At 46.4% G+C, this 14,239-nt stretch carries 14 protein-coding genes; 4 read left to right on the top strand and 10 right to left on the bottom strand.

What is annotated here, in order from left to right; all coding sequences use genetic code 11:
• Window positions 1-39: 39 nt before the first annotated feature.
• The 9 genes from ABUE30_RS10855 to ABUE30_RS10815 all read right to left on the bottom strand — a co-directional run bounded on the left by ABUE30_RS10855 (window position 40) and on the right by ABUE30_RS10815 (window position 7,893).
• Window positions 40-906: a Dam family site-specific DNA-(adenine-N6)-methyltransferase gene (locus ABUE30_RS10855; protein ID WP_408623791.1), complete on the bottom strand. Its 867-nt coding sequence runs from the start codon at window positions 904-906 to the stop codon at window positions 40-42.
• 24 nt (window positions 907-930) lie between these two features.
• Window positions 931-2,460: an SPOR domain-containing protein gene (locus tag ABUE30_RS10850; protein ID WP_408623859.1), complete on the bottom strand. Its 1,530-nt coding sequence runs from the start codon at window positions 2,458-2,460 to the stop codon at window positions 931-933.
• A 2-nt stretch (window positions 2,461-2,462) separates the two neighbouring features.
• Window positions 2,463-3,539 (bottom strand): 3-dehydroquinate synthase, encoded by a 1,077-nt coding sequence (aroB, locus tag ABUE30_RS10845; RefSeq protein WP_408623790.1) that lies wholly within the window; start codon window positions 3,537-3,539, stop codon window positions 2,463-2,465.
• A 9-nt stretch (window positions 3,540-3,548) separates the two neighbouring features.
• Window positions 3,549-4,067: a shikimate kinase AroK gene (gene aroK, locus ABUE30_RS10840; protein ID WP_408623789.1), complete on the bottom strand. Its 519-nt coding sequence runs from the start codon at window positions 4,065-4,067 to the stop codon at window positions 3,549-3,551.
• A gap of 142 nt (window positions 4,068-4,209) precedes the next feature.
• On the bottom strand, window positions 4,210-5,883 hold the full coding sequence (gene pilQ / locus ABUE30_RS10835) for a type IV pilus secretin PilQ (protein ID WP_408623788.1): 1,674 nt from the start codon (window positions 5,881-5,883) through the stop codon (window positions 4,210-4,212).
• The gene (locus tag ABUE30_RS10830; RefSeq protein WP_408623786.1) at window positions 5,793-6,200 is read right to left on the bottom strand and encodes a hypothetical protein; all 408 of its coding nucleotides are present in this window, start codon (window positions 6,198-6,200) and stop codon (window positions 5,793-5,795) included. Before ABUE30_RS10830 ends, pilQ begins: the two co-directional genes overlap by 91 nt.
• On the bottom strand, window positions 6,197-6,613 hold the full coding sequence (locus ABUE30_RS10825; RefSeq protein WP_408623785.1) for a hypothetical protein: 417 nt from the start codon (window positions 6,611-6,613) through the stop codon (window positions 6,197-6,199). Before ABUE30_RS10825 ends, ABUE30_RS10830 begins: the two co-directional genes overlap by 4 nt.
• Window positions 6,606-7,064: a PilN domain-containing protein gene (locus ABUE30_RS10820; RefSeq protein ID WP_408623784.1), complete on the bottom strand. Its 459-nt coding sequence runs from the start codon at window positions 7,062-7,064 to the stop codon at window positions 6,606-6,608. Before ABUE30_RS10820 ends, ABUE30_RS10825 begins: the two co-directional genes overlap by 8 nt.
• Window positions 7,051-7,893, bottom strand: a complete 843-nt coding sequence (locus tag ABUE30_RS10815) for a hypothetical protein (protein ID WP_408623783.1) — start codon at window positions 7,891-7,893, stop codon at window positions 7,051-7,053. The genes ABUE30_RS10820 and ABUE30_RS10815 overlap by 14 nt, the downstream gene beginning before the upstream one ends.
• Window positions 7,894-8,067: 174 nt before the next feature.
• Between ABUE30_RS10815 and ABUE30_RS10810 the strand changes: the two genes are divergently transcribed.
• On the top strand, window positions 8,068-10,578 hold the full coding sequence (locus tag ABUE30_RS10810; RefSeq protein WP_408623782.1) for a penicillin-binding protein 1A: 2,511 nt from the start codon (window positions 8,068-8,070) through the stop codon (window positions 10,576-10,578).
• Window positions 10,579-10,680: 102 nt separating this feature from the next.
• Here the strand turns inward: ABUE30_RS10810 and oxyR are convergent, their stop codons facing one another.
• On the bottom strand, window positions 10,681-11,571 hold the full coding sequence (oxyR, locus tag ABUE30_RS10805) for a DNA-binding transcriptional regulator OxyR (RefSeq protein ID WP_408623781.1): 891 nt from the start codon (window positions 11,569-11,571) through the stop codon (window positions 10,681-10,683).
• Between the two features lie 243 nt (window positions 11,572-11,814).
• Here oxyR and ABUE30_RS10800 point away from each other — a divergent pair, with 243 nt between their 5' ends.
• Genes ABUE30_RS10800 through ABUE30_RS10790 form a run of 3 tightly spaced genes read left to right on the top strand, consistent with a single transcriptional unit; the run spans window position 11,815 to window position 14,232 of the window.
• Window positions 11,815-12,678, top strand: coding sequence for a metal ABC transporter solute-binding protein, Zn/Mn family (locus ABUE30_RS10800; RefSeq protein ID WP_408623780.1), 864 nt, complete (start codon window positions 11,815-11,817; stop codon window positions 12,676-12,678).
• A complete protein-coding gene (locus tag ABUE30_RS10795; protein WP_408623779.1) occupies window positions 12,678-13,445 on the top strand; it encodes an ATP-binding cassette domain-containing protein in 768 nt (255 codons plus the stop codon). Before ABUE30_RS10800 ends, ABUE30_RS10795 begins: the two co-directional genes overlap by 1 nt.
• Window positions 13,438-14,232, top strand: coding sequence for a metal ABC transporter permease (locus ABUE30_RS10790; RefSeq protein WP_408623778.1), 795 nt, complete (start codon window positions 13,438-13,440; stop codon window positions 14,230-14,232). Before ABUE30_RS10795 ends, ABUE30_RS10790 begins: the two co-directional genes overlap by 8 nt.
• Window positions 14,233-14,239: the final 7 nt, after the last annotated feature.

Raw genomic sequence — 14,239 nt, 5'->3', positions numbered from 1 at the left:
CATCGGGTCACCATCTATATTGAGGATAAGCGTACGATATTAGCGCAATTTAATCGCAGTCACCAAACTTGGTGCAATCGCTACACGCTCCTGCGCCGGATAGAGCGCGAGCAATTCGTCTACTTTAATACGCGCTTTCCCTTTACGGCTAATCGTGCGACGTACTTGCAAAGAACTTAGCTGAGCTCGGTGGTATATCTGGCGAGTGAAGGCCAGTTCATGATTACTGATAAGTACCGTTGCGCCTTGCTCTTGGCACGCTTTTTCTGCAAGTTCAGCCAAACGCTGTTGATCACCTTGATTAAAACCATCACTGGCGTAACTGGTAAAACTAGCAGTTGCAGAAAGCGGCGCATAAGGCGGATCGCAATACACCACATCACCCGCTTGTATTTTGGCAAACGTCTGTTCATAACTACAACAGACAAACTCGGCGCACTGCGCTTTTTGTGCAAAAAATTCCAGTTCAGCCTGAGGGAAATAAGGTTTTTTATAACGACCAAAAGGTACATTAAAACCACCACTTTTGTTATAGCGGCATAAGCCATTATAACCATGGCGATTTAGATACAAAAATAGCAGCGAGCGATAATAGGGATCGACGCTGCTATTAAACTCTTGACGCAGCGCGTAATAACTCTCTGGTTCATTATTAGTCGCAATAAAAAAGCCACGCGCATCTGCAATAAAGCGTTCGGGGTCGCGCTTTAGCAGATTGTATAGGTTGATCAAATCGACATTAATATCTGTCAACAAGTAACGTGGATAATCGGTGTTTAAAAACACCGATCCGGCCCCTAAAAAAGGCTCGACTAATAGATCGCCTTCAGGAAGATGACGGCGGATAGTCTCAATTAAATGGAATTTGCCGCCAGCCCACTTTAAAAATGCTCGGGTTTTCATCACGATCTACTAACTCACCAGTGCTTATTACTTCTTATTTAGCTCAAATTGAACCTGTCGAAATGACTTAATCAGGCTGTTCTGCCCTTTAACTTTGAACGCTTGTTGCTGCGCTCCGGCACTACGGCGGTCAGAGAAATCACCGACGATCACTTTATACAAAATCCGATTATTTGCTTGGAAAGGATAGACCCAAGCCGCTTCTTGATTTAATTTTTTGGCAAAATCAGTCGCTGCTCGCATCGAGCTATAAGCCCCTAACTGCAGTGTATAATGCCGAGGTGGTTTCGCACGCAAGACACTTTCAGTATCTTGGGGTTGACCACTAACCGCCGATGTCGAACTTGGCGACGCCTTTGGCGATACTGCTGTTGTTGATGGAGCCGTCGTTTGCGCAGCATTTGACGACGATGATTGAGTGTCCGTCGGTTGAGACTGTGCATGATCATCACTGGCCACCGTCGATGTGCTGTTCGCATTTTGATCTTGCTGAGCTTTCATTAGCTGATCGACCACTGCATCATCCACCACGACCCGCTGTTGACCAATTACTGGTGCATCTTTTTTATCGATGGTTTGTTCAGTCACTGGCTTTGGCAATATATCGGTATTGTCTTTAGACGAACTAGCTGTGCTCCCGTTGCCCTGATTGGCAGGATTAGCTCCCCCCGAAACAGTTGCATCAGCCGCTTGCTGATCAGTTTTGGTTGGTAACACCACTGGAATGTTAATATTGGCTTGCCCAGTGGCAGCAGCCTTTTTAGCGGGATTCGATGACCCGCTCAATAATTGCACGGCCAAACCGGCAACAGCGGCTACCAATACAGCAATAATCGCCCAAATAAGGTAGGGTTTACGTGGCTTACTCTGCTCTTCTGACATGATCCCTGCTCCTGAAATAGTTTGCTCAACAACCTGACAAATAGCACCGGGGTTACCCTGCGCTTGTTCAATACCATGGACTAAAGCTTGTCGACTCACAACATCAGCCGGGAGATCCGCTCGCATCAAGAGCTGCTTGGCTAATGTCGTGGCATCATACTCATCGAGTGGTTCAATATCCAATTCAAGCACATCCGTTACCGTCCATTGATTTTCTCGAGATAACTGCTGAAAACTAGTTGATGAAAACAACACAATATTTAATGGATGTTGGTAATTGAGAGGGTATTGCTCGATAAGTTCAAATAATTCAGTAAATATCTGTGGCGATAGAAATTGGGCGTTGTCAATGACAAGTAGTTGTCCCGCCACCGACTCGTTCATATTTTGCGTGAGACTATCCAACAGCCGATCATCTGCATTAAACAACGGGTCAGCCAACCACTGAGTAAGTATGCGCTCACGTAACTTCGCATCACTGTGCTCAGTATGAATATTAAGCCATGCTTGATTGGCAAATTCAGCGCGATCGAGCAAGCTCTTGGCAATGCTGGTTTTCCCTGCCCCCCCCTCGCCGTACACGACAATCATATGGCTGGAAAAAAGTACTAACGTTTCCAGCCGCTCTAATAATTGGTGTTGGCTAGATAATTCAACTAATCCGCCGCGGGGCATGGTCAACGAACAGCCTGCAAGACTCGGGCAATATCAGCTTGATCAAGTTGATCGGTAATTATAGCTGATCCTATAGACGTTGGCAGAATCAACCGCAGCTGCTGATTGAGTACTTTTTTATCACGCATCATATGTGTCATAAAATCGTCTACAGTCATGCTGCGAGGCGGACGAATCGGTAATCCTACTCGTTCTAATAACTGCCGAATACGTCGCGTTTGCGCACCGCTTAGTAAACTTTGATGCTCCGCACTAATCGCTGCCATCACCATCCCGACAGACACGGCCTCACCGTGCAGCCAGTTGCCATAACCTTGTTCCGCTTCAATCGCATGACCAAAGGTATGACCTAAATTTAATAAAGCACGAAGCCCTTGCTCAGTTTCATCTTTGGCAACAACCTCAGCTTTAATCTGACAGCAGCGCTGAATAGCATACGTCAGCGTTGCAGCGTCTAAACGCTGTAACGCTTCGAGGTTATCCTCAAGCCAAGTAAAAAATTCGCCGTCATACATAATGCCATATTTGATTACTTCAGCCATTCCCGCTTGAAACTCTCTCAGAGGTAATGTTTTCAGGCAATCAATATCAATAATGACGCTGCGCGGTTGATAAAACGCACCGATCATGTTTTTACCTAATCGATGGTTGACCGCGGTTTTTCCGCCGACGGATGAGTCGACTTGGGCAAGAAGGGTTGTCGGCACTTGAATGAAAGCAACACCGCGCTGATAACACGCCGCTGCAAAACCTGCCATATCACCAATGACACCGCCTCCGAGAGCAATGATCGTGGTATCTCGACCATGATTATGCTCAAGCAAACCGGTATAAATCTGCTCTAAAGTTTCGCTAGTTTTGTATTGTTCACCATCAGGTAAGGTGACCACATCAACCTGAAAATTCGCTAAAGTGCGTTGCAATAGCTCTAAATATAAGGGCCCAACTGTTTCGTTGGTCACCACCATAATTTGGGTTGAACGAAGCACTCCCTGAAAAAAATCGGGCTGACCTAACAGGCCTGGCCCGATTGAAATGGGATAGCTGCGATCACCTAATGCAACGGTTAACCTTTCCATAAGATTGATTTAAAACCCTAACAATTCAATAATCTGATTGGCCACCGCTTTCGCACTTTGATCATCAGTGACGACTCGATAGTCGGCAATTTCTTCATACATCGGCAAACGTTCTTGGGCTAATTGCTCAAGACGCTCACGCGGATCATCGCAGTTTTGTAGCAGTGGTCGACGTTTATCTCGCTGAGTTCGCGCAAATTGCTTCTCAATAGATGTTTCAAGATAGACAACAATGCCGCGAGCTGAAAGACGGTTGCGACTCTCTTTACTCTTAATACAGCCGCCTCCCGTTGCTAAGACGATCCCTTGTAACTGGGTCATATCATCTATAACAGTCTCTTCGCGAGCACGGAAACCTTCTTCACCTTCCACATCAAAAACCCAGGAGATATCGGCACCGGTACGGCGCTCAATCTCACTGTCAGTATCATGAAACTGCATGTGCAGTTGTGAAGCTAAGTGACGTCCAATGGTACTTTTGCCTGCGCCCATCGGACCAATTAAAAAAATATTTCGTTTTTCAGCCATGTTCTCTACATTAACAATCTATTGCGTCAATTCATCCCCCGCTGACAAACTTGCGGAGTACCATCGTAACCAACCTTTTTATTTTACCAAAGATCAGGTGCGCGATTATCTCAGTTTGCACACTGCTTTGGCAACCGGAAATTCAGCTGGGCAGATGCTTAGCCAATATCTTTGGCGATGTGACTATGGTGGGTGTGACAAATATTAATAATTCATTCTTTTGTACTTTGTGAATAGTATGACGAAATAGTTGACCAATTGCAGGAATATCTCCAAGGAAAGGTACTTTGCTCACTGATTTTTGTTTCTGCTGTTGATAAATACCGCCTAACACAATCGTTTCACCATTATGTAATAGCACTTGGGTTTTGATCTCTTGGGTATTAATCGCAACCGCCCGCCCAGTTGGCGTTTCAACTGTATTCCCTTCGTTATTTTGAGTGATTAATAGATTTAATAAAATGCCATTCGATGGGGTGATCTGGGGCGTCACCCTCAGACTCAACTCGGCTTTTTTAAAAGTGACTGAAGTCGCGCCACTGGCAGCTGACTCCACATAAGGGATCTCGCGCCCTTGAGCAATATAGGCAGGTTGCAAGTTCGCAGTGGTGATCTGCGGGGTCGCAATAATTTCGCCTTTATTTTCCTCTTCAAGAGCAGATAGCTCTAGATCGAGCATAGAGGCAGAACCAATATGGCCAAGTTTAAAGGCCGCTTGACTGGTTGGCTGCGCCACTGGCAACTGGATATTCAGCGCATCCATGTTATCAGTTGTCCCTATCTGTGGGTGTTTCATCGTCCATTGCACCCCGAGTTCCTTAGAAATATTCGAATGCACTGTCACCATTCGAGAGGCAATATCAACCTCCCGCACCGGTTTATCCAGTGTGTTAACCAACTGCTTTAAAATACGCATCTCAGAAGAGAGCGCACGAATAATTAATGTATTGGTGCGAGTATCCGCCGATAAAGTGCTGCGAGCAGACAAACGGTGGCGCATCGCTGAACGAATAATCTTGACGAGTTGTTTCACCTTCGCATAGCGAATTGGAATAACCGCACTATGAAGGGAGGCGATACGCGTCGCTATTTTGGCTTCATCAAGCTGCTGGCGCTGACGTTTTAATAACGACTGTAGCGGCTCAATAAACCATGTGTTCTGCACTCGACTGGCATGCAAACCACAAAACTTTAAAATCAATGCAAACACTTTACGCCAATTTTGCTGGTGCAAGGTTAAACTTATTTTCGGTGCAGATTGAGTACGCAATAAAACATCTTGACCGACTCGGTCCGCCAGCCATAACAAGAGCTTATCAACGGGCATCTGAGAAACATTGAGCGCAATTTGCGCCTGCGCCGTGCCAGTCTGAGCACGAATCACTAATTGGTGACGATGCTTATTGGCTTGTAGCTGAGGCTGCAACGCTCCGTTAAATTGCACGCTTAAACGAGCTGGATGAGTCCGCCAGCGCAGCTTTTTTAGTATCGGATGACTCTTTTTTAAGCGTTTTAATGCCAAAATAGAACCATGTACGGGTGAATCAAACCACAAATTTAACTGACCATTTCGGCTAACAGCTCGATAATGGGGTAATGTACCGACAAACTGTAACACCACTTCAGGCTGTGTATCGCGAGTACGAAATTGCAACGACAACGATTGCGGCTGAGCCTCTACCCGCAAAGCATAGCCGCCCCATATCAACCCTATCAACAAAAGTATTAGTGGTAATCTCGCGCCATGTGGCATTGCTGCGGCGTGACATGGGCTATCAGTTGAATGCTGTTGTGTTGAATGCTGAAAAGTCGCCATAGTGTTCCTTCTAATCGCTGACCTTGTGCAACCCAGCGATACCCTCCATTGGGTTGCTGCATTAGCGCGTAATGACTATTTCTCGTGTCGAGCTCACCTCGATAATGCCAATGATGAGGGCACTCTAAATGAGAAGCAGATAATGTTGGGCTATTGCGTTGTATTTTCGTCTTGGCAGACGCCGACGGGCTATCAATAGGTGCACGAGTGCCTGGCTTATCACTTTTCGTCATTGGTCGTAAAAATGGATTGCGAATCGCCCAAGTGGACTCGAAACCACATACCACTATCAGCACAAAAATCATCACACGAGTCATGAATGCGGCGACCAGTTTAATATCAGTTCTATCCGCAACATTTGTCCATCTGCTGTTTCACTGGCAAGTTTCAACTGTTTCAAGCGCTGCGTAATACCCAGCATTGATGCTCGGTTCAGCCACTGGATAAGGGGCCCAAATTGACCATCACCTATCAGGCTAAGCTGATGACCATGGATCTGGTAGGCTCGTAAGGTAAAAGGCAGATGACTCAGCCAATCAGATGCGAGTTTAATTTGCCCTGAGCGGTGCATCGATGAGCGTTGCCAAAGGCTATGTTGTAACTGGCGCTGTGCAGCACTGATCTGAGCGAGCTGCGCGCGACAAGCTAACCAGTCCCAACCTAATCCGAGCAGGGTGAGCATTACACCTAACATGATGAACTTACGCAGTGTGCTCTGTGAACTAATCATGGTTAAGTCTTAATTCCAGTACAAATTGATACTCTTGTTGAGTTGGTTTACGTTGTAGTTTCTTTAATTGCCCCACCCGCACCCAACTAAGTGCGCGTAATCGCTGCAAAAATAGCCTAGCTTGCAGCGCTTTGTGCACTCGCCCTACTAACATTAACCGCTTGCGACTGATACGAAGTTGTCGCAAATAAGCCTTGGGTGGAAGCTGCTGAGTAATATTCATAAGCCGAGTTGACCAAAATTTAACGGGATGTTTATCAATAGCCGACATGGGTTGGCCACGCCATTGCTGACGCAATTGCAGCTCATGATCGCGAGCCGTTGTCAATTGATGATGCAACTGCCGATTATGCAGCGCTAAAGTCCCTAGCAACAATAGCGACAACATCACTACCGACCACGAGAATTTATCGGTGTGAGGACGTGTAGGAACAAAGTTATAACCGCTCATGCGAGATGGCCAAAGCCGCACCGAACGCGGCTAAAGAGTCATCATGTTGAGCCCATAGACGCTCCCCAGAGCGGATTATGACAGGTGATGGGTCAAGCGATAGATGTTCCAAACTACGAATTTGTTTGAGCTCAATACCAGACAAACGTCGCCATAAAAGTTGTAATTGCGTTAAATAATGTGCCAATGACTCACCTAAACTGACATCGAATCGGCGCCAGTCCAATAATCGTTTATGTAAAAATAAACTCACCTCTTGGGTCTGGTTCACTTGGGCAACATGCAGCTCAGCATAGCGTCCCGGCCAAGGGGACTCAACGTGCCACCAAGCGTAGGCGCGAGCAAAACAACTTAAATCAATTCGCTGCAATGACCAATGTAGACGATGGCATAAGGTCTGTAACACCCCCAGTAAGCGCCGTTCAATCATCACAACTTGATACAATCCTGCCCCGAAACGCTGACCATCACCAGCCAACCAACGGCTTTGAACTAACTGCTGAGGTTCAATGATCATACCATTGCGCTGACAACGGTCAGCAATAACACTCGGCTGATGAGCTTGAACGGTCGGTAGACTAACCAGTGTGTGCCTAACGCAGCTTAAAGGCAGATTAATCGCCACCGAAACACGTCCTTTACCAATCGTTTTTTTAAGTTCTCTCAAGCCAGCTGCTAGCCATTGCGGCTTGTTCCAAAGCAGTTCAGGCCAACTTTCGTCACATCTAAGCGCTTTCGTAAATGGTTTAGGGGCGAGGCCAGCTTGCAACCCAACCGCACAAAGCTGATGGGCTTGCAGCTCAATCCCTAGATAGAGAGGTTTTATCATCAATCGCTCCGCGTGTGTGCCATCGATCTTCGTATTTTACTCATTAATAATATTTTAATCAATAGTGAGTAGGTATATTCCTTTATGCTTATTCGCTTAAAATAGGTCGAATCATAACCTCGCTTGCTTATATAATTGCTGGTATTTGCAATAGACCATGGGCAACTTGAATCAATGAAGCGACTAAAACGACTTATAGGGATCATGCTGCTCGGCGCCGTTGTCGGTACAGCAGGCGTTGGAGCAATGTATATCTATGTGCTGCCCGAACTACCAGATGTAAATTCGCTCAAGGATGTTCAATTGCAGACCCCTATGCGTGTTTTCACCTCCGATGGCAAACTCATTTCGCAGTTTGGCGAAAAACGCCGTATCCCACTGCCGATTCAAGACATACCGCTGAAAATGAAACAGGCCTTTATTGCTACTGAGGACTCTCGTTTTTATCAAAACCCAGGGATTGACCCAATAGGGATCATGCGCGCTGCGCTTAATCTCGTGCTCACAGGTAAAAAATCACAAGGGGCGAGTACCATCACCCAGCAAGTCGCTCGCAACTTCTTTCTAACTCGGCAAAAAACCTATATCCGCAAGATAAAAGAGATCTTCTTAGCACTGCAAATCGAGCATATTCTCAGCAAAGATGAAATTTTAGACCTCTACTTAAATAAGATCTCGCTTGGTTATCGTGCCTATGGTGTGGGAGCTGCAGCGCAGGTCTATTATGGCAAGTCGGTCAACCAACTGACGTTGCCGCAAATGGCGATGATAGCAGGTCTTCCCAAGGCGCCATCGGCGCTCAATCCGTTACATGACCCTATTCGCGCTAAATCACGCCGCAATGTGGTATTAGGGCGAATGTTAGAGCAAAATTATATTGATAAAGCAACCTACCAGCAGGCGATTGCCACACCATTAAGTGCCACCTATCACGGCGCAGAAATTCAAGTTCATGCGCCCTATTTGGCCGAAATGGTGCGCCAAGAAATGGAACAAAAATATGGTGATAAAGCCTATACTCGTGGCTTAAAAGTCTATACCACCGTAACTTCCCAGCGGCAACTGGCCGCTGAAAAAGCGCTGCGACAAAATCTGCTCAACTACGATATGCGCCACGGGTTTCGCGGCCCAGTGATGCATTTGTGGAAAGATGGTCAAACACCGCTCAGCCAGCAGGCAATCACAGATAAGCTTGCAACCTTGCCTAATTATGCGCATCTGCGCGCAGCCACCATCACAGACGTAGCCGACAAACAAGCGACTGCGATCATCAAAGGGGGACAAACGATCACCTTGAATTGGGATGGCATGAAGTGGGCGCGTCGTTTTATCTCTGATGATAAACAAGGCAATGAACCGCAAAACGCTCATCAAATCTTGGCACCCGGTGATGTAATCTGGGTATTGCCCGAAGCTGACAGCAACGATTATCGTCTCTCGCAATTGCCCGATGCCAGTGCTGCAATTGTAGCGTTGCGTCCAGATGATGGCGCTATCGAGGCCATTTCCGGTGGCTTTAGTTTCAATCAGAGTAAATTTAACCGTGCCATTCAGGCCCGTCGTCAAGTCGGTTCAAATATTAAACCATTTATTTACTCCGATGCCTTTGCCAGTGGGATGACACTAGCAACGCTAGTCAACGACGCGCCGGTCAATCAATGGGATCAGAGTTTAGGAACGGCTTGGCGCCCCAAAAACTCACCGCCCGTTTACGCTGGCCCGCTGCGCCTTCGCGTCGCCTTGGCTGAATCGAAAAACGTTGTCTCTGTCAGAGTGGTGCGAAAACTGGGTATCGACAGTGTCGTTCAGCATTTACACCTGTTTGGTTTTGCCAAAGATGAACTGCCACACAATGATACCATTGCATTAGGTTCAGCCTCATTGACTCCTATACAAGTCGTCAGAGGGTATGCCACCTTTGCCAACGGCGGCTTTTTAATTACGCCTTATTTTATTGATCATATTAGTGATTCAACCGACCAGATTATCTATCAAGCGAAACCCAAAATTGCCTGTAGTCACTGCGAGCATCCGCAAGTGCCACCGACAATAGTCCAGCTAACAAGTGAGCCTGGCAATCCACTCAAACAATGCCCGATTGACTATGCCACACCAGAGCAATTAGCACCGCGCATCATTTCACAACAAAATGCATTTTTAGTGGCCCAAGCGATGCATAGTGTCATTACTGGTGGCGGCAGTTGGGCGCATCATACCGGATGGAATGGTACAGGTTGGCGCGCATTAGAATTACACCGTGATGACATCTATGGCAAAAGCGGCACCACCAATGATTCGCGAGATGCCTGGTTTTCCGGATTTGGTCCCGGTATTGTTGTGACCAGTTGGGTAGGCTTTGATGATTACACTCGAAACCTAGGTAGCAGCGCTTATAACAATAATTTGGGCAAAGATCAGGTTTATGGCGGCGAGTTTGGCGGTAAAACAGCGCAGCCAGCATGGATTGATCTGATGCGCGCAGCTCTCACTGGGATCCCTGAGCATCAGCTCCCCACACCGCCAGGCATTGTTTCTGTCAGGATTGATGATAAAACTGGATTACTCAGCAATAAAACCGACTACACCAGTCGCTTTGAATATTTTATTGCAGGAACTCAGCCAACCCAATATGTACAAACATCGGGTAGTAATAGTGATAGTAGTATTCAGGATCAGATCTTTTAACGACCCGCTCATAAAGCGAAGGTTGTTAAACGAAAAACGCTAGAGGGATGAATTAGAGCACTCGCGCCGCTTAAGCGTCGTGGGTGCTCCATAGCATAGCGATTAGAATTGAATAAGCCCTTGGATAAGCTTGGCAAGTTCATTAAAACAGGGGCGACGCACCGAGTGCATCCGATAGACTAAACTGATAGTGCGCCCCGGTTGCGGTTCTACAAAGCGTTTATAACAAAGATCAGCGTGATCTTCGCCAGCCGGAGGGACGGCGAGTTCAGGTAATAACGTGATCCCACAATCAGCGGCGACCATATGTCGTAACGTTTCAAGGCTGGTTGCTTTAAAACTAGTATCCTCTTTGGCTCCGGCAGTAAAGCAATAACCTAAAGCTTGGTCACGTAAACAGTGGCCGTCTTCTAGCATCAATACGCGGTGGCCTTTAAGCTCTTCGATAGCGACCCGTTCTCGCTGATGCCACGGATGCATTTTCGGTAATGCCAGTAACAACGGCTCACGATACAGATCGATACGGCCAAAGCGTTCCATATCTGGTAAAATAGCCAAAATTAAGCAGTCTAACTCACCTTCTTCAAGTCCTTTCACCAAGGCACTCGTCTGTTCTTCATAGAGAAACAGCTCAAGATCTGGAAAATGTTCACGAATTGGCGGCACAATTTTAGGTAAAACATAAGGTGCAACCGTTGGTATCAGTCCCATGTGCAATGGCCCAGCAAGCGGAGCTTGATAGTTCTTAGCAATATCTTTAAGCCCTTTCACCTCCAACAAAATCTGCCGCGCTTTAGCCGCAATATCCTCGCCAGCATGAGTGAATATCACTTTGCGAGAAGTCCGTTCAATGAGCAATAATCCCAACTCTTCTTCTAGCTTAGAGATCTGACCGCTCAATGTAGGTTGGCTGACAAAACACTTTTCTGCCGCTTTGCGAAAATGTTTCACTTCTTGTAGCGCAATTAAATACTCTAAATCTCGCAAATTCATGATGATTTCCAGACGTTGAGTGGAGAACAAGGGCCATGCTGCGGCTTGCCATCACAAAGTAATGTAAACGAGAGGCGCAGTACCATCGAGATGAACGCCAATAATGACGTGTTCTATCAGCCATTATGCCTAGACTGATAGTTTTAAACAATCAAAATTATAGCTGAAAAAGATGAGTGGTGATTGATTCAGCCTGCTTCAAAGTGTTATGTTATAACAACTAAATAACCCAAGGAGATGTCCATGTCACTGCGCCGTTTGCTGCTGGTAGCTATTGCGTTAACTTTCAGTTTTTTAAGCAGTTTTGTTCTAGCTACACCTCTTCATATTATTGCAGCTGAAAACTTTTATGCTGATGTCGCCAAACAGGTCGGCGGCGAATATGTAAGCGTTTCAAGTATTTTGTCAAACCCTGATGACAACCCTCACCTGTTTGAAGCAAGTCCAACAATTGCAAAGTCAATCGCGCAAGCCAAGATAGCGATTTATAGTGGTATTGGTTATGACAGCTGGATGTCGAAATTACTGGCTGGACATTCACACCTAACTATCATTGACGTTGCAAGCTTAATTGGCCGCCAAGACGGAGATAATCCACATATTTGGTATGACCCACACACCATGCTGACCTTCGCATTAGCGATTAAACAGCAGCTTATTCGGTTAGACCCCGCGCATCAGGCATCTTATCAACATAATTGGCAACAGTTTGTTGCATCTATGCATCCTATTTTAACCGACATTGATAGCCTGCGTCAGCGCTATGCGGGGACCGAAGTAACTGCCACTGAACCGGTCTTTGGCTATATGTTTGCAGAACTTGGATTTAAGGTGCGTAACCTTGGTTTTCAGATGGCAGTGATGAATGATACCGAGCCTTCCATTAGCCAAATGAAAGGCTTACATAACGATCTGATTGAGCACAAAGTTGCTTTCTTACTGTATAATCTGCAAGTCTCAGACCCAATGACAGAACAGTTGAAGACACTTGCGCAAACTCACAAAGTTGCTATTGTTGGTGCCACCGAAACGATGCCTAAAGGCATTCACTATCAACAGTGGCTCAAACAAGAATTGGATGCTGTGCAAAAAGTACTTAAAAAATAATGACTAATCTTGCTGTATCCGCAACTGACCTAAGCCTCAGCTTAGGTCACAGGCAACTATTCCATTGCGAGCACCTTGCTATTGAGCAAGGTGCTTTCGTTGGCCTACTCGGCGGCAATGGTGTGGGTAAAACTACTTTTTTACGGATGTTACTGGGACTACAAAAAGCTCATTACCATCATCTCGATGTATTAGGCAAACCCTGTAATGAAGGCAATGCGGCGGTCAGTTATCTGCCGCAGTTAAAAGCCCATAGTAGTCGCTTAGCCTTGTGTGCTGACTCATTGTTTCAATGTTGGCGACCACGTCATGTCAGTCGAAAACAGTGGCAACAACGAATTGACTATGCCATTGACCAAGTCAACGGTTTAAGCCTTGCCAAACAAGCCATGGATACACTCTCAGGGGGCGAGTATCAGCGCTTAATGCTAGCTCAGGCCTTACTCAATGAACCGAAGTTATTATTGCTCGATGAGCCGTTAGTTGGACTTGACCCAAATCGTCAATATCGCTTAGTGGAACTTATTTCTCACTTTCAGCAAGACCTCGGCGTGACTGTCATCTGTTCTACCCATGAATTAAACCCCTTTATCAACCATTTTACCTCGGTATTGTTAATTCATGAGCAGCTATTGCGCCAAGGTAAAGCGACCGAATTACTCACCAGTGATACCTTAAGTGAACTCTATCACTGCCACTTGCATGTGATCACCCACCATGGTCGCCAACATCTGATTGCTCATCCGGATTCTGATTTATATGTTTGATTACTCATTCATGCGTAATGCATGGTTGGCGACAACTTTTATTGCGCTATTAGCGGGCCCCATTGGTTATTTTTTAGTATTGCGCGGACAAAGCTTTGCTGGCCATGCTTTAGCCCATCTCGGTTTTACTGGTGCGAGTGCCTCGCTATTTTTAGGCGTCACACCCTTTTCTGGCGCGCTCATTGCCACAGTAGCCGGAGGCATTATTATCGGCTTTTTAGGCAACCGCTTAGAGCACCGTGATGTAGTGATAGGGATTGTCCTCTCGCTGGCATTAGGGTTGGGATTACTGGCACTGCATTTTTACACCCAATTTGCCACGCAAGCCAATAGCCTATTATTTGGCAATGTGTTAGCCGTGAGCCATACCATGGTGATCCGCTTAATCGTGCTCAGTTGTATCTGTGGCGTTGCCTTTTTATTGCTCGCTAGACCGTTACTACTCACCACCTTACAACCCGATATTGCTGAAACCCGCGGTTATCCGGTAGCACGCTATAGTATGATCTTTTTTGTATTATGTGCATTGGTAACCGCCGCATGTAGCCAAATAGTCGGAGCATTATTGGTCTTCACATTAATGATCGCGCCAGGCGCTGCCGCGCTGCAATTGACCTGTCGCTTAAAACAAGGGCTGATACTGAGCGCAGCAATGGCGCTCACCTATGGCCTTGGCGGCATTAGCCTTTCTTATTACACTGACTGGCCTATCAGCTTTACTATCACTGCGTTGAGTAGTTTAGGTTATACCTTAACCCGCATATATCGCGCCGTTAGCGAACATTGATGGATCA

This window comes from Celerinatantimonas yamalensis (assembly GCF_046054155.1).
Taxonomy (GTDB): domain Bacteria; phylum Pseudomonadota; class Gammaproteobacteria; order Enterobacterales; family Celerinatantimonadaceae; genus Celerinatantimonas; species Celerinatantimonas yamalensis.
The sequence above is the reverse complement of the archived record's forward strand: the minus strand, read 5'-3'. Positions and strand labels throughout refer to the sequence as shown.